The organism is Ferrovibrio sp. (assembly GCF_041906005.1).
Classification (GTDB): Bacteria; Pseudomonadota; Alphaproteobacteria; order Ferrovibrionales; family Ferrovibrionaceae; genus Ferrovibrio.
In genome coordinates this window covers 379,717-399,730 of sequence record NZ_JAYRJY010000002.1, presented here as the reverse complement: position 1 = coordinate 399,730, position 20,014 = coordinate 379,717, and the positions used below count along the sequence as shown (strand labels likewise).

Annotated in this window: 14 protein-coding genes, 1 tRNA gene and 1 pseudogene; 14 read left to right on the top strand and 2 right to left on the bottom strand. The window is 62.5% G+C overall.

Features of this window, described 5'->3' with window-relative positions; all coding sequences use genetic code 11:
* Nucleotides 1-34: 34 nt before the first annotated feature.
* The 12 genes and pseudogenes from ACE3OO_RS19130 to parC all read left to right on the top strand — a co-directional run bounded on the left by ACE3OO_RS19130 (nucleotide 35) and on the right by parC (nucleotide 15,845).
* Nucleotides 35-111 (top strand) — tRNA-Trp (locus ACE3OO_RS19130).
* A 42-nt stretch (nucleotides 112-153) separates the two neighbouring features.
* Nucleotides 154-351: a preprotein translocase subunit SecE gene (gene secE / locus ACE3OO_RS19125; protein WP_374305422.1), complete on the top strand. Its 198-nt coding sequence runs from the start codon at nucleotides 154-156 to the stop codon at nucleotides 349-351.
* 2 nt (nucleotides 352-353) lie between these two features.
* On the top strand, nucleotides 354-884 hold the full coding sequence (nusG, locus tag ACE3OO_RS19120; protein WP_374305420.1) for a transcription termination/antitermination protein NusG: 531 nt from the start codon (nucleotides 354-356) through the stop codon (nucleotides 882-884).
* A gap of 146 nt (nucleotides 885-1,030) precedes the next feature.
* Entirely contained in the window at nucleotides 1,031-1,465 is a 435-nt protein-coding gene (rplK, locus tag ACE3OO_RS19115) for a 50S ribosomal protein L11 (protein ID WP_374305418.1), read from the top strand.
* 15 nt (nucleotides 1,466-1,480) lie between these two features.
* A complete protein-coding gene (gene rplA / locus ACE3OO_RS19110) occupies nucleotides 1,481-2,197 on the top strand; it encodes a 50S ribosomal protein L1 (protein ID WP_374305416.1) in 717 nt (238 codons plus the stop codon).
* A gap of 357 nt (nucleotides 2,198-2,554) precedes the next feature.
* The gene (gene rplJ / locus ACE3OO_RS19105) at nucleotides 2,555-3,064 is read left to right on the top strand and encodes a 50S ribosomal protein L10 (RefSeq protein ID WP_374305414.1); all 510 of its coding nucleotides are present in this window, start codon (nucleotides 2,555-2,557) and stop codon (nucleotides 3,062-3,064) included.
* 65 nt (nucleotides 3,065-3,129) lie between these two features.
* Nucleotides 3,130-3,510, top strand: coding sequence for a 50S ribosomal protein L7/L12 (gene rplL, locus ACE3OO_RS19100; RefSeq protein ID WP_374305412.1), 381 nt, complete (start codon nucleotides 3,130-3,132; stop codon nucleotides 3,508-3,510).
* A 252-nt stretch (nucleotides 3,511-3,762) separates the two neighbouring features.
* Nucleotides 3,763-7,860, top strand: coding sequence for a DNA-directed RNA polymerase subunit beta (gene rpoB / locus ACE3OO_RS19095; protein ID WP_374305410.1), 4,098 nt, complete (start codon nucleotides 3,763-3,765; stop codon nucleotides 7,858-7,860).
* Between the two features lie 35 nt (nucleotides 7,861-7,895).
* Nucleotides 7,896-12,167: pseudogene (rpoC, locus tag ACE3OO_RS19090) on the top strand (DNA-directed RNA polymerase subunit beta'); the annotation flags it as partial.
* 148 nt (nucleotides 12,168-12,315) lie between these two features.
* Nucleotides 12,316-12,759, top strand: a complete 444-nt coding sequence (locus ACE3OO_RS19085; protein WP_374305408.1) for a hypothetical protein — start codon at nucleotides 12,316-12,318, stop codon at nucleotides 12,757-12,759.
* 41 nt (nucleotides 12,760-12,800) lie between these two features.
* Complete coding sequence (gene recO / locus ACE3OO_RS19080) at nucleotides 12,801-13,556, top strand: DNA repair protein RecO (RefSeq protein WP_374305406.1); 756 nt, start codon at nucleotides 12,801-12,803, stop codon at nucleotides 13,554-13,556.
* 51 nt (nucleotides 13,557-13,607) lie between these two features.
* Nucleotides 13,608-15,845: a DNA topoisomerase IV subunit A gene (gene parC / locus ACE3OO_RS19075; protein WP_374305404.1), complete on the top strand. Its 2,238-nt coding sequence runs from the start codon at nucleotides 13,608-13,610 to the stop codon at nucleotides 15,843-15,845.
* On the opposite strand, the gene ACE3OO_RS19070 is transcribed toward parC, so the two are convergent.
* Together ACE3OO_RS19070 and ACE3OO_RS19065 are read right to left on the bottom strand one after the other, a co-directional pair.
* Nucleotides 15,842-17,044: an alpha/beta hydrolase family protein gene (locus ACE3OO_RS19070; RefSeq protein ID WP_374305402.1), complete on the bottom strand. Its 1,203-nt coding sequence runs from the start codon at nucleotides 17,042-17,044 to the stop codon at nucleotides 15,842-15,844. The genes parC and ACE3OO_RS19070 overlap by 4 nt on opposite strands.
* Nucleotides 17,045-17,213: 169 nt before the next feature.
* The gene (locus ACE3OO_RS19065) at nucleotides 17,214-17,414 is read right to left on the bottom strand and encodes a hypothetical protein (protein WP_374305400.1); all 201 of its coding nucleotides are present in this window, start codon (nucleotides 17,412-17,414) and stop codon (nucleotides 17,214-17,216) included.
* A 136-nt stretch (nucleotides 17,415-17,550) separates the two neighbouring features.
* On the opposite strand from ACE3OO_RS19065, the gene ACE3OO_RS19060 reads away from it, so the two are divergent.
* The gene (locus ACE3OO_RS19060; RefSeq protein ID WP_374305398.1) at nucleotides 17,551-18,351 is read left to right on the top strand and encodes an undecaprenyl-diphosphate phosphatase; all 801 of its coding nucleotides are present in this window, start codon (nucleotides 17,551-17,553) and stop codon (nucleotides 18,349-18,351) included.
* A 31-nt stretch (nucleotides 18,352-18,382) separates the two neighbouring features.
* Entirely contained in the window at nucleotides 18,383-20,005 is a 1,623-nt protein-coding gene (locus ACE3OO_RS19055) for an AMP-binding protein (RefSeq protein WP_374305396.1), read from the top strand.
* The last annotated feature ends 9 nt before the right edge of the window (nucleotides 20,006-20,014 follow it).

Sequence of the window (20,014 nt, the reverse complement as noted above, 5' to 3'; positions counted from 1 at the left end):
CCTGTAGCGCCGAGCGAAGGTCTGACGCGCGTGCAGGGGTGTAGCTCAACTGGCTAGAGCACCGGTCTCCAAAACCGGGGGTTGGGGGTTCGACTCCCTCCACCCCTGCCAGCGTGACGCAGACAAAGAAGAGTACAGGTAGGTAGCAAGGCGATGGCGAAAGTCAGTCCGATCGAGTTCTTCCGGCAGGTCCGGCAGGAGACTTCCAAAGTCACCTGGCCGAGCCGCAAGGAAACCCTGATCACCACGGCGATGGTTTTCGTCATGGGGCTGGTCGCCGCGTTGTTCTTTTTTGCGGTCGACTCGATCCTGCGCTTTGCGGTGCAGCTGATCCTCGGCCTGGGGAGCTGACGATGGCGGCGCGCTGGTACATCGTCCACGTTTATTCGAACTTCGAGAAGAAGGTCGCCCAGGCGATCCGCGACGGCGCGGCGCAAAAGGGCATGAGCGATCTTTTCGAAGAGGTGCTGGTGCCGACCGAGGAGGTGGTGGAAGTCCGCCGCGGCCAGAAGGTCAATGCCGAGCGCAAGTTCTTCCCCGGCTATGTGCTGGTGAAGATGGATATGACCGACGAGACCTATCACCTCGTCAAGAATACGCCGAAGGTCACAGGCTTCCTGAGTTCTGGCGGCAAGCCGTCGCCGATCACGGAGGCCGAGGCGCAGCGTATCGCCAATCAGGTGAAGGAAGGCGTCGAGCATCCGAAGCCCTCCGTCACCTTCGAGGTGGGCGAGCAGGTGCGCGTGGCCGACGGTCCGTTCACGTCGTTCTCCGGCGTGGTGGAGGAAGTGGACGAAGAGCGCGCGCGCCTCAAGGTGGCGGTGTCGATCTTCGGTCGCGCCACCCCGGTCGAGTTGGAATACAGCCAGGTCGAGAAGCTCTGATCTGGTTGCAGTACCCGGGCCGCTTTTGCTTCTGGCCCGGTTCACCGCGTGGGAGACAGCTAAGGTCCATTTCGCCGGACCGCCCCTGATCGCACCGCGCCTCCGCTAACGGGACGACATCGTTCCAGGCAGGAAAGGAACAGAGTATGGCGAAGAAGATTGAAGGCTACATCAAACTGCAGGTTCCGGCCGGCAAGGCCAACCCGTCGCCGCCGATTGGCCCCGCGCTCGGTCAGCGTGGCGTCAACATCATGGAATTCTGCAAGGCGTTCAACGCGCAGACCAAGGATCTCGAGCAGGACATGCCGATCCCGGTGGTGATCACCGTGTATTCGGACCGCTCGTTCACCTTCATCACCAAGACCCCGCCGGTGACCTACTTCCTGAAGAAGGCCGCCAACATCAAGTCCGGCGCCAAGCTGACCGGTCGTGGTGACAAGGTGGGTGCCGTGACGATGGATCAGGTGCGTGAGATCGCCAAGCAGAAGATGAAGGATCTCAACGCTCACGACATCGATGCGGCCTGCCGCATGATCGTTGGTTCGGCCCGTTCGATGGGCCTGGACGTTCGCGGCGAGTAAGGGGAGATCTGGATCATGAGCAACAAGGGCAAGCGCTACACCGCCGCCGCCAAGACCGTTAATCCGGACCTCCGCTACGGCCTCACCGATGCCGTCAAGATGGTCAAGGGCAACGCCAAGGCCAAGTTCGACGAAACCATCGAAATCGCGATGAACCTCGGCGTCGATCCGCGTCACGCCGACCAGATGGTCCGTGGTGTGGTCACCATGCCGTCGGGCACCGGCAAGTCGGTGCGCGTCGCCGTCTTCGCCAAAGGCCCGAAGGCCGAGGAAGCCAAGAAGGCCGGTGCCGACCTGGTCGGTGCCGACGATCTGGCCGAGATCATCAACACCGGCAAGATCGAGTTCGATCGCTGCATTGCCACGCCTGACATGATGGCCGTGGTGGGCAAGCTGGGTAAGGTGCTGGGCCCGCGCGGCCTGATGCCGAACCCGAAGCTGGGCTCGGTTACCATGGACGTCGCTGGCGCCGTGAAGGCGGCCAAGGGTGGCCAGGTCGAGTTCCGCGTCGAGAAGGCCGGTCTGATCCATGCCGGCATCGCCAAGGCGTCCTTCACTGAAGACCAGATCCTGGCCAACGTGAAGGCGTTCATCGATGCCGTGATGAAGGCCAAGCCGACCGGCGTGAAGGGGCATTACGTGAAGAAGATCGCGCTCTCCTCGACCATGGGTCCGGGCGTGCGCATCGAGCTGAGCGACGCGCTCGGCGGCGGCGAAAAGGCCGCTGCGTAAGTATTGAAGAGTTTCGCCGGGCCTTCCCTCGGGAGGGGCCGGCGAAGCGGTGTTCGGGGAGACCTGGATATCCGCAACCTGTCCGAGACTGCAGGCCCCCGGAGGTTTTCGAACCGAAGGGTTTAATGGAAGTGGCCACCTGCATAGACGGGGAAGAGAATTTTCAGGAACCCGGCCCAGGCCGGGTTCAGGAAGGTTCGAGCCCTGGGACAGGCGAACCGGGTGATCGGTTTGCCGCAGTACGGCGGAGTCGGAAACGACAAAGCCGGGGCGACAAGTCGATCGCTCAAGTGCCAACCAGGATCAGCCAGTATCCGTAAGGAACATTGGCCTGATTCCTTGTTTAGGAGACGAGCAGTGGATCGTGCTCAAAAACAGGAGATGGTGGCGACGCTCAGCCAGGTCTTCAAGAAGGCCGAGGTTGTCGTTGTAACCCAGAATAACGGTCTGACCGTTGCTCAGGTGACTGAGCTGCGCCGTCAGATGCGTGCCGCTGGCGCCAGCTTCAAGGTCGCGAAAAACCGTCTTGTCTGCCTTGCCCTCGAGGGCACCACCTACGCGTCCCTGAAGAATCTCTTCAAGGGTCCGACCGGCATTGCCTATGCCAATGATCCGGTCGCGGCAGCGAAGGTCGCCGTGGAATTCGCCAAGAAGAACGAGAAGTTCGTTGTTGTTGGCGGCGCCATGGGCGACACCGTGCTGAACGCTGATGGTGTGAAGGCTTTGGCAACCTTGCCGTCGCTCGACGAGCTGCGCGGCAAGCTCATTGGCCTGCTCAACGCGCCCGCGACCAAGGTCGCCGGCGTCGTGCAGGCGCCCGCAGGCCAGTTGGCCCGCGTGCTCAATGCCTATGCCACCAAGGGTTAAGGCCGCAAGCCGAACCGTACTAGTCCAAACAGGTAATCGAACCTATCTAACCAGGAGTAACTGAAATGGCTGATTTGCAGAAGATCGTCGACGAACTGTCGTCGCTCACCGTTCTCGAGGCCGCCGAACTCGCCAAGCTTCTCGAAGAGAAGTGGGGCGTGTCGGCTGCTGCTCCGGTCGCCGTTGCCGCTGTTGCCGGTGGCGCTGCTGCCGGTGGCGCTGCCGCCGAAGAGAAGACCGAGTTCAACGTCATCCTCGCTGATGCCGGCGCCAACAAGATCAACGTGATCAAGGAAGTGCGCGCCATCACCGGTCTGGGCCTGAAGGAGGCCAAGGACCTGGTCGAGGGTGCGCCGAAGCCGGTCAAGGAAGGCGTCAACAAGGACGAAGCTGCCAAGATCAAGACCCAGCTCGAAGGCGCTGGCGCCAAGGTCGAGATCAAGTAAGGTCCGCGTACAGGTGCGGGGCGGGTCCGGTGTGGGCCTGCCCCGACACCCTTTGAATACCGCTCCGGGTCGCCGGAGCTTTTGCCGTTTTTTACACACCCCCGTCCGCCGCGGGATTTCCGGCGGGTCAATGCGGTTTTCGGAATTTGGGCGCGGCGATCGCCCGGCGGGATAATGGGCCCGTGAAATTTATCGCTGTCCGAACCCCGCGCGGCGTGACCTACGCCGCACAGATATAGATTTGGGACAGACATGACCTTGTCGTTCACCGGCCGCAAGCGCGTTCGCAAAAGCTTCGGGCGCATCCCGAGCGTCACCTCGATGCCGAACCTGATCGAGGTGCAGAAAAGCTCTTACGAGAGCTTCCTGATGATGCATGACGCCGCCGACCAGCGCCCCGATGCGGGCCTGCAGGGCGTTTTCAAGTCGGTCTTCCCGATCAAGGATTTCTCCGAGACCTCATCGCTGGAATTCGTGAAATATGAATTCGAGGCGCCGAAATACGACGTCGACGAATGCATGCAGCGCGGCATGACCTTTGCCGCCCCGCTGAAGGTGACGCTGCGCCTGATCGTGTTCGAAGTGGATCCTGACACCCAGGCCAAGTCGGTGCTCGATATCAAGGAGCAGGATGTCTACATGGGCGACATGCCGCTCATGACCGACAAGGGCACCTTCATCATCAATGGCACTGAGCGCGTCATCGTCTCGCAGATGCATCGCAGCCCGGGTGTGTTCTTCGATCACGACAAGGGCAAGACCCATTCCTCGGGCAAGTATCTCTACACCGCCCGCGTGATCCCGTATCGCGGCTCGTGGCTCGATTTCGAGTTCGACGCCAAGGACATCGTGCATGTCCGCATCGACCGTCGCCGCAAGCTGCCCGTCACCACACTGTTCTTCGCCCTGGGGCTGACCCAGGAAGAGATCCTGGACGCCTTCTACAAGAAGGCGATCTACAAGCATGACAAGAAGGGCTGGCGCACCGACTACAACGCCGAGCGTATGCGCGGCGTGCGCCTGAACTCCGACCTGATCAATGCCAAGACCGGCAAGGTCGCGGTTGAGGCCGGCACCAAGATCACCCCGCGCCTGGCCAAGAAGCTGGCCGACGAGGGCCTGAAGGAGCTGCTGGTCGCGCCGCAGGACATGGCCGGCAAGTACAACGCGCTCGACATCGTCAACGAGGAAACCGGCGAGATCTATCTGGAGGCGGGCGAGGAGCTCGACGTCAAGAAGATCGAGATGTTGGAAGCCGCCGGCATCGAACAGATTTCGGTGCTCGACGTCGACCATGTCACCATCGGCGCCTATATCCGCAACACCATGGTTGCCGACAAGCACCAGGGCCGCGAGCAGGCGCTGTTCGAGATCTATCGCGTCATGCGTCCGGGCGAGCCGCCGACCATGGATACGGCGGAAGCGCTGTTCCACGGCCTGTTCTTCGATTCCGAGCGCTATGACCTCTCGGCCGTCGGCCGCGTGAAGATGAACGCCCGCCTCGGCCTCGAAGCCGACGACACCGTGCGGGTGCTGCGCACCGAAGACATCCTGGCCTGTGTGCGCACCCTGTGCGAACTCAAGGACGGCCGCGGTGAAATCGACGACATCGACCATCTGGGCAACCGCCGCGTCCGTTCGGTCGGCGAGCTGATGGAAAACCAGTACCGCATCGGCCTGCTGCGTATGGAGCGCGCGATCCGCGAGCGTATGAGCTCGGTGGATATCGACACCGTGATGCCGCATGACCTGATCAACGCCAAGCCGGCAGCGGCGGCCGTGCGCGAGTTCTTCGGCTCCAGCCAGCTCTCGCAGTTCATGGACCAGACCAACCCGCTGTCGGAAATCACCCACAAGCGCCGCCTGTCGGCCCTTGGCCCGGGTGGTCTGACCCGCGAGCGCGCCGGCTTCGAGGTGCGCGACGTGCACCCGACCCATTACGGCCGCATCTGCCCGATTGAGACGCCGGAAGGCCCGAATATCGGTCTGATCAACTCGCTGGCCACCTATGCCCGCGTCAACCAGTATGGCTTCATCGAAAGCCCGTACCGCCGCATCCGTGAAGGCAAGATGACCGACGAGGTCGTCTACCTGACCGCGATGGAAGAGGGCAAATACACCATCGCCCAGGCCAATGCCGAGGTCGATGCCAAAGGCAAGCTGGTCGGCGACCTGGTATCCTGCCGCTGCAACGGCGATTTCGTCATGGTCCGCCCCGAAGGCGTCGACTTCATGGATGTGTCGCCCAAGCAGCTCGTCTCGGTTGCCGCGGCGTTGATCCCGTTCCTTGAGAACGACGACGCCAACCGCGCGCTGATGGGCTCGAACATGCAGCGTCAGGCGGTGCCGCTGATCCGCGCCGAAGCGCCGCTGGTCGGCACCGGCATGGAAGAGGTGGTCGCCCGCGATTCCGGCGCCACCATCGTCGCCAAGCGTTCGGGCATCGTCGACCAGATCGACGGCACCCGCATCGTCGTCCGCGCCTCGGAAGAGACGGACATGACGAAGTCGAATGTCGACATCTACAAGCTGCTGAAGTTCCAGCGCTCGAACCAGAATACCTGCATCACCCAGCGTCCGCTGGTGAAGGTGGGCGACGTGGTGAAGGCTGGCGACATCATCGGCGACGGTCCGTCCACCGAGCTGGGCGAGCTGGGCCTGGGCCGCAACGTGCTGGTCGCGTTCATGCCCTGGAACGGCTACAACTTCGAAGATTCGATCCTGATCTCCGAGCGGATCGCCAAGGACGACGTCTTCACCTCGATCCACATTGAGGAATTCGAGGTGATGGCCCGCGATACCAAGCTGGGCCCCGAGGAAATCACCCGCGACATCCCGAACGTGGGCGAGGAAGGCCTCAAGAATCTCGACGAGGCCGGCATCGTCTACATCGGCGCCGAGGTGCATCCGGGCGATATCATGGTCGGCAAGATCACGCCGAAGGGTGAAAGCCCGATGACGCCGGAAGAGAAGCTGCTGCGCGCCATCTTTGGCGAGAAGGCTTCCGATGTGCGCGACAGTTCGCTGCGCGTGCCGCCGGGTGTCTCCGGTACGATCGTGGAAGTGCGCGTCTTCTCCCGTCACGGCGTGGAGAAGGACGAACGCGCCCTGGCCATCGAGCGCGCCGAGATCGAGCGCCTGGCCAAGGACCGCGACGATGAGAAGGCGATCATCGAGCGTTCGATCTATGGCCGCCTGAAGGAACTGCTGCTTGGCAAGCAGGCCGACAAGGGCCCGAAGGGCTTCAAGGATGGCGGCAAGATCACCGAGGAAGTGTTGCAGGAACTGACTCCAGGCCAGTGGTGGCAGCTCAGCCTCAAGAACGAAAAGTCGATGGCCGACATCGAGGCGCTGAAGAAGCAATACGATGCCGCCACCTCGCGCATCCAGAAGCGCTTCGAAGACAAGGTCGAGAAGCTCCAGCGCGGCGACGAGTTGCCGCCGGGCGTGATGAAGATGGTCAAGGTCTTCGTCGCGGTGAAGCGCAAGCTGCAGCCGGGCGACAAGATGGCCGGCCGTCACGGCAACAAGGGTGTCATCTCGCGCATCGTGCCCGAGGAAGACATGCCTTACCTCGAGGACGGTCAGCCGGTCGATATCGTGCTGAATCCGCTGGGCGTGCCTTCGCGCATGAACGTCGGTCAGATCCTTGAGACGCATCTGGGCTGGGCTTCGGCCGGCCTGGGCCGCCAGATCGGCGATATGCTCGACAAGGTGCGCCGCAACACGGCCAAGGCCGAGGACCTGCGCAAGGTGCTGAAGACGGTCTATTCCAAGCAGGAATATACCGACAAGATCGCCGACCTCTCGGACGAGCAGGTGATCGAGCTGAGCGACAACCTGCGCCGCGGTGTGCCGATGGCCACCCCCGTCTTCGACGGTGCCCATGAGCCGGACATCGTCGAGATGCTGGAAAAGGCCGGCATGGACAAGTCGGGTCAGGTCACTCTGGTCGACGGCCGCACTGGCGAGCCGTTCGACCGCAAGGTGACGGTCGGCTACATCTACATGCTGAAGCTGCACCACTTGGTCGACGACAAGATCCACGCCCGCTCCATCGGCCCGTACTCGCTGGTTACCCAGCAGCCGCTGGGCGGCAAGGCGCAGTTCGGCGGCCAGCGTTTCGGCGAAATGGAGGTCTGGGCACTCCAGGCCTACGGTGCCGCCTACACGCTGCAGGAAATGCTGACGGTGAAGTCGGACGACGTGGCCGGCCGCTCGAAGGTCTACGAGGCCATCGTGCGCGGCGACGACAACTTCGAAGCCGGTATTCCGGAATCGTTCAACGTGCTGGTCAAGGAGATGCGGTCGCTCGGCTTGAATGTCGAGCTGTCGCAGCGCTCCTACTGATCATCACGCAACGCATCCTCCGATAGGAGACAGACATGAACGAACTGAGCAACGTTTTCGGCCAGCCGCAGGGCGCCCAGAGCTTCGACCAGATCCAGATCTCGATCGCTTCGCCGGAGCGCATCCGCTCCTGGTCCTACGGCGAGATCAAGAAGCCGGAGACCATCAACTACCGCACCTTCAAGCCGGAGCGTGACGGCCTGTTCTGCGCCCGCATCTTCGGCCCGATCAAGGATTACGAGTGCCTGTGCGGCAAGTACAAGCGCATGAAGTATCGCGGCGTGATCTGCGAGAAGTGCGGCGTCGAAGTCACGCTCTCCAAGGTCCGGCGCGAACGCATGGGCCATATCGAGCTGGCCTCGCCGGTGGCGCATATCTGGTTCCTCAAGTCGCTGCCATCGCGCATCGGCCTGATGCTGGACATGACGCTGAAGGATCTCGAGCGCATTCTGTATTTCGAGAACTACGTGGTGGTCGAGCCGGGCCTCAGCCCGCTGAAGCAGTTCGACCTGCTGACGGAAGAGCAGCTTTATCGCGCCCAGGAAGAATATGGCGATGATGCCTTCGTCGCCAAGATCGGCGCGGAGGCGATCCGCGACCTGCTGATCGCCATCGACCTGGAAAAGGAGCGCGAGAACATCCGGCAGGAGCTGGCCGAGACGACGTCGGAACTGAAACCGAAGAAGCTGGTCAAGCGCCTGAAGCTGATCGAGTCGTTCATCGATTCCGGCAATCGCCCGGAATGGATGGTGCTGACCGTGGTGCCGGTGATCCCGCCCGAGCTGCGCCCGCTGGTGCCGCTGGATGGTGGTCGCTTCGCCACCTCGGACCTCAACGACCTGTATCGTCGCGTCATCAATCGTAACAACCGCCTGAAGCGTCTGATCGAGCTGCGCGCGCCCGACATCATCGTGCGTAACGAAAAGCGCATGCTGCAGGAAGCCGTCGACGCCCTGTTCGACAACGGCCGCCGTGGCCGCGTCATCACCGGCGCCAACAAGCGTCCGCTGAAGTCGCTGTCCGACATGCTGAAGGGCAAGCAGGGCCGCTTCCGCCAGAACCTGCTCGGCAAGCGTGTCGACTATTCTGGCCGTTCGGTCATCGTGGTCGGCCCCGAGCTGAAGCTGCACCAGTGCGGCCTGCCGAAGAAGATGGCGCTTGAGCTGTTCAAGCCGTTCATCTATTCCAAGCTTGAGCTGCGCGGCCTGGCCGCCACCGTCAAGATGGCGAAGAAGATGGTCGAGAAGGAGCGGCCGGAGGTCTGGGACATCCTCGAAGAGGTGATCCGCGAGCATCCGGTGCTGCTGAACCGCGCGCCGACCCTGCACCGTCTGGGCATCCAGGCCTTCGAGCCGACCCTGATCGAGGGCAAGGCGATCCAGCTGCATCCGCTGGTCTGCGCTGCGTTCAACGCCGACTTCGACGGTGACCAGATGGCGGTGCACGTGCCGCTGTCGCTGGAAGCCCAGCTCGAAGCCCGCGTGCTGATGATGTCGACCAACAACATCCTCAGCCCGGCGAACGGCAAGCCGATCATCGTGCCGTCGCAGGACATCGTGCTCGGCCTGTATTACCTGACCATGGAGCGCCCGGCACCGCTGGGCAACGTGCTCAAGGTCAAGGATAGTGCCGCCCTGCTGAAGGCCTGGACGGAAGACGACGTCATCCTGTTCGACCCGAAGACCAACGTCGAAATTCCGAAGACCGCGGTGAAGGCCGAACTCGAGCGTCTGATCCAGAATGGCGCCGTCGTGGAGAAGACCCCGGTTTTCTCGACCGTGGCGGAAATCCAGCAGGCACTGGATGCCAAGGCGATCAGCCTGCATCACCGCATCAAGGCCCGCCTCAACACGGTGGATGCCGAGGGCACGCCGATCATCGCGCGCGTCACCACCACGCCCGGCCGCATGCTGCTGAGCGAGATCCTGCCCAAGCACAAGAACGTGCCGTTCCGGGTCATCAACCAGCAGCTGACCAAGAAGGAGATCACCAACGTCATCGACGTGGTGTATCGTCATTGCGGCCAGAAAGAGACGGTCATCTTCTGCGACCGCATGATGGCGCTTGGTTTCAACCGCGCCTTCCGGGCGGGCATTTCCTTCGGCAAGGACGACATGGTCGTGCCGCTGACCAAGGAAAAGCACATCGAGGAAACCCGCAAGCTGGTCGGCGAGTACGAGCAGCAGTACCAGGATGGCCTGATCACCCAGGGCGAGAAATACAACAAGGTGGTCGATGCCTGGTCGCAGTGCACCGACCGCGTCGCCGATGAGATGATGAAGGTCATTCAGACCGACATCGACCAGGTGACCGGCGCCCGCAAGCCGATCAACTCGATCTGGATGATGGCCCATTCCGGCGCCCGCGGTTCGGCCGCCCAGATGAAGCAGCTTGCCGGCATGCGCGGCCTCATGGCCAAGCCGTCGGGCGAGATCATCGAGACGCCGATCATCTCGAACTTCAAGGAAGGCCTGACCGTGCTCGAGTACTTCAACTCGACCCACGGCGCCCGCAAGGGTCTGGCCGATACGGCGCTCAAGACCGCCAACTCGGGCTACCTGACCCGCCGCCTCGTCGACGTGGCGCAGGACTGCATCATCACCGAGGAGGATTGCGGCACCGAGCGCGGCCTGACCGTGCGCGAGGTGGTGGAAGGCGCCGAGGTGATCGCCACGCTGGGCGAGCGCATCCTGGGCCGCACCACGGCCACCGACATCAAGCACCCGCTCTCGGGCGAGGTGCTGGTGAAGGCCGGCGACCTGATCGAGGAGCGCGATGTCGACCGTATCGAAACGGCCGGCGTGGAAAGCGTGCTGATCCGTTCGGTGCTGACCTGCAACAGCGAAACCGGCGTCTGCGGCAAGTGCTATGGCCGTGACCTGGCTCGCGGTACCAAGGTCAATATCGGCGAGGCGGTCGGCGTGATCGCCGCCCAGTCGATTGGCGAGCCGGGCACCCAGCTCACCATGCGCACCTTCCACATCGGCGGCACCGCCCAGGTGGCGGAGCAGTCGAGCCTGGAGGCCGCCTATGATGCGACCATCAAGATCGCGAACCGCAACCTGGTGACCGACAGCCAGGGTCGCTTCGTGGTGATGGGCCGCAACTGCGAGGTTATCCTGGTCGACGCCAACGGTCGCGAACGTGCACGCCACAAGGTGCCGTACGGCGCCCGCCTGGTGGCCGACGAAGGCGGCAAGGTCAAGAAGGGCCAGCGCATCGCCGAGTGGGATCCGTATACCCGCCCGATCATCACCGAGCGCGAGGGTATCGTGAACTACCGCGACCTCGTCGAGGGCGTGTCGGTCCGCGAGGCCACCGACGAGTCGACCGGCATCTCCTACAAGGTCGTTTCCGACTGGAAGCAGAACCCGAAGGGCAGCGAGCTGCGTCCGCGCATCACCCTGCGTAACGACAAGGGTGAAGTGCTGACCCTGGTGAGCGGCGCCGAGGCCCGCTACTACCTGTCGGCGGATGCCATCCTGTCGGTCGAGGACGGTGCGCAGGTGCATGCCGGCGACGTGCTCGCCCGTATCCCGGTGGAAGGCACCAAGACCCGCGACATCACCGGCGGTCTGCCGCGCGTCGCCGAGCTCTTTGAAGCCCGGCGTCCGAAGGACCATGCGGTGATCGCGGAGATCGATGGCCGCGTCGAGTTCGGCAAGGATTACAAGGCCAAGCGCCGCCTGATCCTGAAGCCGGCCGAAGAGGGCACCGATCCGGTCGAGTACCTGATCCCGAAGGGCAAGCACATCGCCGTGCAGGAAGGCGACTTCGTGCGCAAGGGCGACCATCTGCTCGATGGCAACCCGGCACCGCACGACATCCTCAAGGTGATGGGCGTCGAGGCTCTGGCCAACTATCTCGTCAATGAGATTCAGGAGGTCTATCGTCTGCAGGGCGTGAAGATCAACGACAAGCACATCGAGGTGATCTGCCGCCAGATGCTGCAGAAGGTCGAGATCACCGATCCTGCCGACACCACCTTCCTGATCGGCGAGCAGGTTGATCGCAGCGAGTTCGACGAGGTGAATGCCAAGACGGCTGCCGAGGGTCGCAAGATCGCCAAGGCCATGCCGGTTCTGCTCGGCATCACCAAGGCGAGCCTGCAGACCCGGTCGTTCTTCTCGGCCGCGTCCTTCCAGGAGACCACCCGCGTGCTCACCGAGGCCGCCGTCGGCGGCAAGGTGGACAAGCTGATCGGCCTCAAGGAGAACGTGATCGTCGGCCGCCTGATCCCGGTCGGCACCGGCGCCATCATGAACCGTATGAAGTCGCTGGCCGCCCAGCGCGACCGCGACTTCGCCGATGCGCTGGAAAGCGAACTGCAGGCTGCCGTCGGCGACGCCGCCGAGTAAGCCTGGAGTCCATGGCGAATAGAGAAGGGCGGCCCGCAAAGGTCGCCCTTTTTTTGTCGATTTTTCGAGTGCAAGATGCGGCGGGCAAGGGGACCGCATGATCCGTCTTTTTCTCGTTCTGGTGTTGTTGCTGAGTGGCATTCAGTCGGCGCTGGCCTGTTCACGCGACCCCAGTCTACCTGAGCTGACTGACGAGGATCTGTTCCGCGCGGCTTCAGCCGTTTTCCACGGACGCATTTACAAGACGGAGGAAGCGCTCGATGCCATCGGACCGGATGGCAAGCCGATGCCGATTGTGGTCGGCACCTTCCACCTCAAAGAGGTTTTCAAAGGCAGACCGCCTGAGGACAGAATGGTACGTGGCCCGACGCCTGGACCAGGAAATTGTGGTCTGCCATTGATGGTTGGATTGGATTATGTGTTCTTCTTGACGGAGGAGAGCGGCCCCTTTGTCTTATGGACAAATGGTTCGCGAGCTTATTTCAATCTCGATGCTGCTGAACCGAAGCAATTTCTAGAGAAGCTCCGGGCGTTAAAATAGTACGTCTTGCCGCCCCCTCCGAATCACCCTAAGCCAACACCATGGACTGGCAGGATGAAGGCGTTGTCCTCAGCGTGCGGCATCACGGCGAGAATGCCCGCATTCTCTCGCTGCTGACCGAATCCCACGGCCGCCATGCCGGGCTGCTGCGCGGCTCGGGCCAGAGCAAGTCCGGCGGCGCGATCCAGCCGGGGCAGGTCGTGCGGGCGGAGTGGCGCGCGCGGCTGTCGGAACAGCTCGGCTATTACACCCTGGAAGCCCTGCAGCATCCCGCTGCGCTGATGCTGGATGATCCGGCCCGGCTGGCGGCCCTGAGCTGCGCCTGCGCCATGGTGGATGCGGCCCTGCCCGAGCGCGAACCGCATCCCAATCTGTTCGCCGCCACCAAGGCGCTGTTCTCGCTGATGGCCGACCTGCCCGAGCCCGAGGCCTGGGGCGCGCTTTATGTGCGCTGGGAGATCGGTCTGCTGGCCGAGATGGGCTATGGCCTCGATCTGGAAAGCTGCGCCGCCACCGGTTCGCCTGACAACCTGACCCATGTTTCGCCGCGCACCGGCCGCGCCGTCTCGGCCGCCGCCGCCGCGCCCTATGCCGAGCGCCTGTTGGCCCTGCCGGCCTTCCTGGTGCCGGGCCGGAGCGGAACAGCAGAGGGGGCAGGGGAGCGCGATTCGCGGCAGGCGGTGCTGGATGGTTTCGCGCTCACCGGCCATTTCCTGGAAAACCGCCTGTTCGCCCAACTTCATGCGCCGTTGCCGCTGGCCCGCGCCAGACTTCTGGATATCCTTCTGCGCGCCTGAATCTGCGCCCAAGAATGGAAGCTTTGTCCCGTCTGGTGTAAAACACACGCCATGAGCAAGCATCTGCCGCCCAAAGACATTCCCGAATCGATTCGCAACGTGCCGCTGCCCGATGCGCTGTCCGAGCGTTATCTGGCCTATGCGCTCAGCACCATCACCTCGCGCTCGCTGCCCGATGCGCGCGACGGCCTGAAGCCGGTGCAACGCCGCGTGCTGTTCGCCATGCGGCTGCTCAAGCTGGATCCCAATGCCGGCTACAAGAAATGCGCCCGCGTCGTCGGCGACGTGATCGGTAAATACCATCCCCATGGCGACCAGTCGGTGTATGACGCGCTGGTGCGTCTGGCGCAGGATTTCGCCCAGCGCTATCCGCTGGTCGACGGGCAGGGCAATTTCGGCAATATCGACGGCGATAACGCCGCCGCCATGCGATACACCGAGGCGCGCCTGACCGAGGTGGCCAACATCCTGCTGGCCAATCTCGATGACGAGACTGTCGATTTCCGCCCCAATTACGACGGCGAGAATGACGAGCCGGTGGTGCTGCCCGCCGGCCTGCCCAATCTACTGGCTAATGGCGCCAGCGGCATCGCCGTGGGCATGGCCACCTCGATCCCGCCGCACAACCTGCCCGAGCTGTGCGACGCGCTGCTGCATCTGATCAAGCATCCCAATGCCGGCATCGAAAAGCTGGTGGAATTCGTGCAGGGCCCGGATTTCCCCACCGGCGGGCTTCTCGTCGAGCCGCTGTCCTCGCGCATCGAGGCGTATAAAACCGGCCGCGGCAGCTTCCGTCATCGCGCCCGGTGGCAGAAGGAAGAACTGCCGCGCGGTACCTGGCAGATCGTCGTCACCGAGATTCCCTACCAGGTGCAGAAATCCAAGCTGATCGAGCGCATCGCCGAGCTGATCACCGAGCGCAAGGCACCGCTGCTGGATGACGTGCGCGATGAATCGGCCGAGGACATCCGCCTCGTCCTGATCCCGAAGAGCAAGAATGTCGACCCCGACGTGCTGATGGAAAGCCTGTTCCGCAGCACCGATCTGGAAACGCGCTTTCCGCTCAACCTCAATGTGCTGGATGGCGGCAAGCTGCCGCGGGTGATGAACCTGCGCGAGGCGTTGCAGGCCTATCTCAATCACCGCCACGAGGTGCTGGAGCGCAAGAGCCGCTACCGTCAGGGCAAGATCGAGCATCGCCTGGAAGTGCTCGATGGTTACCTGATCGCCTATCTCAACCTCGACGAGCTGATCGAGATCATCCGGCGCGAGGACGAGCCCAAGCCGGTGATGATGAAGCGCTTCAAGCTCACCGACGTGCAGGCCGAAGCCATCCTCAACATGCGCCTGCGCAGTCTGCGCAAGCTGGAAGAGATGGAGCTGCGTACCGAACACAAGGAGCTGTCGAAGGAACTGGCCGAGCTGAAGAAACTGCTGGCCGATGAAGCCCTGCGCTGGCAGGCCATCGCCGGCGAGATTCAGGAACTCAAGAAGCAGTTCGGCCCGAAGACGGCCCTGGGCAAACGCCGCACGGCCATCGGCGATGCGCCGGTGATCTCGGAAGAGGCCTTCGAGGTGCTGGTCGAGCGCGAGCCGATCACCGTAATCTGCTCGGCCAAGGGCTGGATCCGCGCCATCAAAGGCCATGTCGCCGATGACGGCTCGGCCGCCTACAAGGAAGGCGACAAGGGCCGCTTCTGGCTGCATGCCGAAACCACCGACAAACTGGTGCTGTTCGGCACCAATGGCCGCGCCTATACGATCAATTGCGACAAGCTGCCGCGTGGCCGAGGCCATGGCGAGCCGGTGCGCCTGACCGTCGATCTGGGCAACGACCAGGACATCATCGCTCTGTTCAAATACCAGGGTGATCGCAAATTCCTCGTTGCCAGCAGCGACGGGCGCGGCTTTGTCTGCGCTGAATCCGAGATGCTGGCCGCCACGCGCACCGGCAAGCAGATCCTGAACGTGCAGGCGCCGGCCGAGGCCTGTGTGTGCAGTATCGTGGAGGGCGACACGGTTGCCGTGGTGGGCGACAACCGCAAGCTGCTGCTGTTCCCGCTCTCCGAACTGCCCGAGATGACCAAGGGCCGTGGCATTACCCTGCAGAAATACAAGGATGGCGGCCTGTCGGACGCCAAGACCTTCACGTTCAAACAGGGCCTGAGCTGGACGGATTCCTCGGGCCGCACCAAGACCGAAACCGACCTGAAGGAATATCGCGGCGACCGCGCCCAGGCCGGCCGTATCGTGCCACGCGGCTTTAACAAGAATAACCGCTTCAGCTAGGGCAGAGACCGCTCGCGCGCCCGCGTGAAATAGACCGGCTGCTCATTTTTTTCCGAGCGTTTGTTGCGGTCGATGCGAATGATGCTCAGCCTGTCTGGCGCGACTAGCTTGAGGTGGAAGTCGATGGTATTGCCCTGCTGAAGCAGGCCGCCATCGTGTTCGCTCAAGGTCCAGTCTGACGATTGCGGCGTGTCGCCGTTGGTGCCAAGGCCCTGGCGGTAAACGGCCCTGTATTGCCCATTGGCGGGAGGCTGAATCATCAGGGCGATGAAACGGCCATTGTGCCAGGTGCCTTGCCACAGGCCGGTATAGCCGTTCGGGGCCGGCAATTGCGGTAGCTTTATGCCGAAGATACGCGCGGTATTGCGATCGGTCTCGACGCAACTCGGACTGTTGCCGGTTTCGAAGAAATGCTCGATGCAAGGACCGAAGCGGCGCGCGAATTCCCAGCTCTGGCCGCCGCCATGGCCCTGCATCTTCGGGTGCTCGGGTTGGTCGATGATGAAGTTCGGCACGCCCAGTTCCGTCAGACGCTGCCGTGCATAAGGCCCGCGCACATGGGGATGCTGTTCTTCATACCATGGGTCGCCGGTGAAGAATCCCGCAGCGACGCGGATGCCGCTGTCTTTATAATCTTCCCACAGGTTGCGGATGAAGGTGTCATTCTGTCGCCATTCGCTGGTCTTGCCGGCATCGCCAAAACCGGCAGGAGACAGTGGCAGAATGGCAGTGATGCGAGGCTTGTAGGCTCCTGCCTGGATGACGGCGAAAGCGCCGCGTGACTGGCCCATCAGCACGATGCGCGAATAGGCATTCACTTCAGCCTTTTCAAGCACATGCAGGATCAACGGTGCCGTCAGGTCGTTTGAACTGCCTGCAACGCTGCGCCCGCGGCCAACGCCGATGATGCTATGCCGCTGCAGGTGATAGGCGTCCCAGCCTGCCTCGGCGAAATACTGCATGATGGGGGGAACCTTTTCCGGCGCTAGTTTGCCGGGATCATAACCATGATTCCAGATCACCAGACCCTTGGCCTTGGCGGGACCATAGGGATGCCGCGAGAGGTCGGATTTGCCGGGAAAGACGGCCGGTTCGAACCAGTAGTGATTGCCTTCGATAAAACTTTGCCCATATACGGGCCGGGCAATAAGGGCTGCTGCTATCAGACCAGCCAGCCGCGCCAGATTCCGCAGTTTCATCCCATCCCCACGCAGCTTATGCATTCCGCATTTTGCTTTGCTGCAACTTTAAGCCGGCATTCCGGGATACGGGCAAGGCCAAATTGCGTGGGACAAAAGGCTTTATGAAAAAGGGCCTGCGGTGTGGAGACCGCAGGCCCAGCCATGTGACGCAGCAGGACGCCAGGCCCTAACTGAACACGCCGAACAGATACAAAAGAATGATAACTGGAATAGGTATCCCCAGCAGCCAGAGCAGAATGGCCCGCATGTCGATCTCCTTTCTCGTATCCCGTGGTGACCCATTAAAACGGCTGAGCGCGACATTTTGTTTCCGGTCGCCGGGTAAGGCTTTCCGCGCCGCCGCAGCCGGGGTTTCATAGCTGGGCATCTTGCTGAGTCGGGATGTTTGTACTAATTATGTTCTCGCTATTCGCCAAACAAGGTCGGCCAGTGTCTCTCATGAAATTGTATTCAATCCGGCAATCCGGTCTTGCCATGGGCCCGGCTCGGCAGGAGACGCCCCGATGCTGATCGATTACCTGCAGGCCGCCTTCCTCGGCATTGTCGAGGGGCTGACCGAATTCATCCCGGTTTCCTCCACCGGCCATCTGATCCTGCTGGTCGATCTGCTCGGTTTCGAGGGACCGCCCGGCAAGGTGTTTGAGATCGCCATCCAGCTTGGCGCCATCCTGGCCGTCTGTGTCGTTTACTGGCAGCGGCTGTTCGATACCCTGATCGGCCTGGGACGTGACGACACCGCCAATCGTTTTACCGTGAATGTGCTGCTTGGCGTGGTGCCGGCGCTGGTGATCGGCGCGGTGGCGCATGGCTTCATCAAGAGCGTGCTGTTCAATCCCTGGGTTGTTTCGGTGGCGTTGGTCATCGGCGGCATTGTCATCCTGCTGATCGAGCGGTTCACAGGGAAGGGCGAGGTGCGCAGCGTCGACGATTTCAAGTTCCGCCTCAGCCTCAAGATCGGCCTGCTGCAATGCCTGGCCATGATCCCTGGCGTTTCGCGGTCAGGTGCCACCATCATGGGCGCGCGCCTGCTGGGCGTGCAGCGCGCCGCCGCCGCCGAATATTCCTTCTTCCTCGCCGTGCCGACCATGGTGGCGGCCACCAGCTACGACCTTTACAAGAACTGGTCGGGCCTCACGCTGGATGGCCTTGGCCTGATCGCCGTTGGTCTGATCGTGTCGTTCATCTGCGCGGCCCTCGTGGTGCGTGGCGTGGTTGCCTTCATCAACCGCTATGGCTTCGTGCCGTTTGCCATCTACCGCATTGTCATCGGATTGGTCATGCTGGGTGTGCTGGGCTTGCGCTGAACAATGAAAAAAGAACCGGAGGAAACCATCCATGCCAGAGGTGCTTCCGCCCTCGGTCTTTGAGGCCTTTGCCGCTACGGCACGCAAGTACCCGGAGAAAACTTTTCTCTGCGTACCATCGCGCCCCGGCCGGGATTACGCACCAAAAGGATTGGAGCTCAGCTACGGCGCGGTGGCACAGATTGTGGGTGACCTGCGCGGCCGTTATGCCGCTGCTGGCTACGGCATCGGCCACCGTGTCGGCCTGCTGCTGGACATGCGGCCGGATTTCTTTTTCCACTATCTGGCCCTGAACGCGCTCGGTTGCGGCATTGTGCCGGTCAATCCCGACTACCGGCACGACGAAATGCTCTACCAGATGCAGCATTCCGAAGCTGATCTGGTTATCTGCGCACCGCATCGTGTGGCCGATATGGGGAAAGTGGCTGCCGACCGTGGCGAAAAGCCGCTGCCTGTGCTGGATGCCGGCAATCTGCCGGCCGCGTTTCCATCGCCCGTCACGAAGGCGCGTGCGGGCGTGCCGGGCCACGATACCGAATGCAATCTGCTCTATACCTCGGGCACCACGGGGCGCCCCAAGGGCTGCGTGCTCACCAATTTCTATACGCTGAATGCCGGTGCCTGGTATCGCGACCTTGGCGGCCTGCTGGCCGTGAAATACGGCGAAGACCGTTTCTACAATCCGCTGCCGCTGTTCCACATGAATCATGGCGCGGTGACGGCCACCTGCGCCATGCTGACCGCGAACTGCCTGATCCTTACCGAGCGCTTCAGCCCGAACCGCTGGTGGCAGGAAGTGGCCGAGACGCGCGCCACCATCATCCATTACCTTGGCGTGGTGCCGCCGTTGCTGCTCAATCAGCCGGTAACGGAAGACGAGAAGCGCCACCGCGTGCGCTTCGGCCTGGGCGCCGGTGTCGAACCGCAACTGCACAAACCGTTTGAGGACCGTTTCGGTTTTCCGCTGGTCGAGGTCTGGGGCATGACCGAAACCGGCCGCATTTTTTCCGATTGTCACGAGCCGCGGCAGATCGACACGCGTGCCTTCGGCCGACCGCTGCCGGGCTTCGAGGCAATGGTGGCTGGTGACGATGGCCGCGAGGTTCCGCGCGGACAGGAAGGTGAATTGCTGGTGCGCCATTCGGCGGCCGATCCGCGCCGCGGATTTTTCTCGGGTTACCTGAAGAACGAGAAGGCGACCGAGGAATCCTGGACCGGCGGCTGGTTTCATACCGGTGATGTGGTGCGCCAGGCCGAAGACGGCATGATCTATTTCGTCGACCGCAAGAAGAACATCATCCGCCGTTCGGGTGAGAATATCGCCGCCGCCGAGATCGAGGCCTGCCTGCAGGCTCATGATGCCGTGGCGCAGGTGGCCGTGCTGGCGGCGCCCGACGAAATCCGCGAGGAAGAGGTGATGGCCTGCATTCTGCCCATGCCTGGGCAGGCGGCCACACCCGCGCTGGCCGAGGCGTTGTTTAGCTGGTGCTTCGACCGGCTGGCCTATTTCAAGGCGCCGGGCTGGATACTGTTTGTCGACAGCCTGCCGACCACGGGCACCCAGAAGGTGCAGAAGACGCAGATTTTCCGGCCCGGTGAAGACCCGCGCCAGCGGCCCGGGATTTACGATTTCCGGGCGCGCAAAAAACGGTGAAAATGTCGC

Excerpts from the sequence above, each read along its gene's own strand:
- parC (WP_374305404.1), top strand. The coding sequence starts at position 13,608 with ATGAGCAAGCATCTGCCGCCCAAAGACATTCCCGAATCGATTCGCAAC.
- rplA (WP_374305416.1), top strand. The coding sequence starts at position 1,481 with ATGAGCAACAAGGGCAAGCGCTACACCGCCGCCGCCAAGACCGTTAAT.
- ACE3OO_RS19065 (WP_374305400.1), bottom strand. The coding sequence starts at position 17,414 with ATGCCCAGCTATGAAACCCCGGCTGCGGCGGCGCGGAAAGCCTTACCC.
- rpoB (WP_374305410.1), top strand. The coding sequence starts at position 3,763 with ATGACCTTGTCGTTCACCGGCCGCAAGCGCGTTCGCAAAAGCTTCGGG.
- nusG (WP_374305420.1), top strand. The coding sequence starts at position 354 with ATGGCGGCGCGCTGGTACATCGTCCACGTTTATTCGAACTTCGAGAAG.
- ACE3OO_RS19085 (WP_374305408.1), top strand. The coding sequence starts at position 12,316 with ATGATCCGTCTTTTTCTCGTTCTGGTGTTGTTGCTGAGTGGCATTCAG.
- ACE3OO_RS19070 (WP_374305402.1), bottom strand. The coding sequence starts at position 17,044 with ATGAAACTGCGGAATCTGGCGCGGCTGGCTGGTCTGATAGCAGCAGCC.
- secE (WP_374305422.1), top strand. The coding sequence starts at position 154 with ATGGCGAAAGTCAGTCCGATCGAGTTCTTCCGGCAGGTCCGGCAGGAG.
- rplL (WP_374305412.1), top strand. The coding sequence starts at position 3,130 with ATGGCTGATTTGCAGAAGATCGTCGACGAACTGTCGTCGCTCACCGTT.
- recO (WP_374305406.1), top strand. The coding sequence starts at position 12,801 with ATGGACTGGCAGGATGAAGGCGTTGTCCTCAGCGTGCGGCATCACGGC.
- rplK (WP_374305418.1), top strand. The coding sequence starts at position 1,031 with ATGGCGAAGAAGATTGAAGGCTACATCAAACTGCAGGTTCCGGCCGGC.
- ACE3OO_RS19055 (WP_374305396.1), top strand. The coding sequence starts at position 18,383 with ATGCCAGAGGTGCTTCCGCCCTCGGTCTTTGAGGCCTTTGCCGCTACG.
- ACE3OO_RS19060 (WP_374305398.1), top strand. The coding sequence starts at position 17,551 with ATGCTGATCGATTACCTGCAGGCCGCCTTCCTCGGCATTGTCGAGGGG.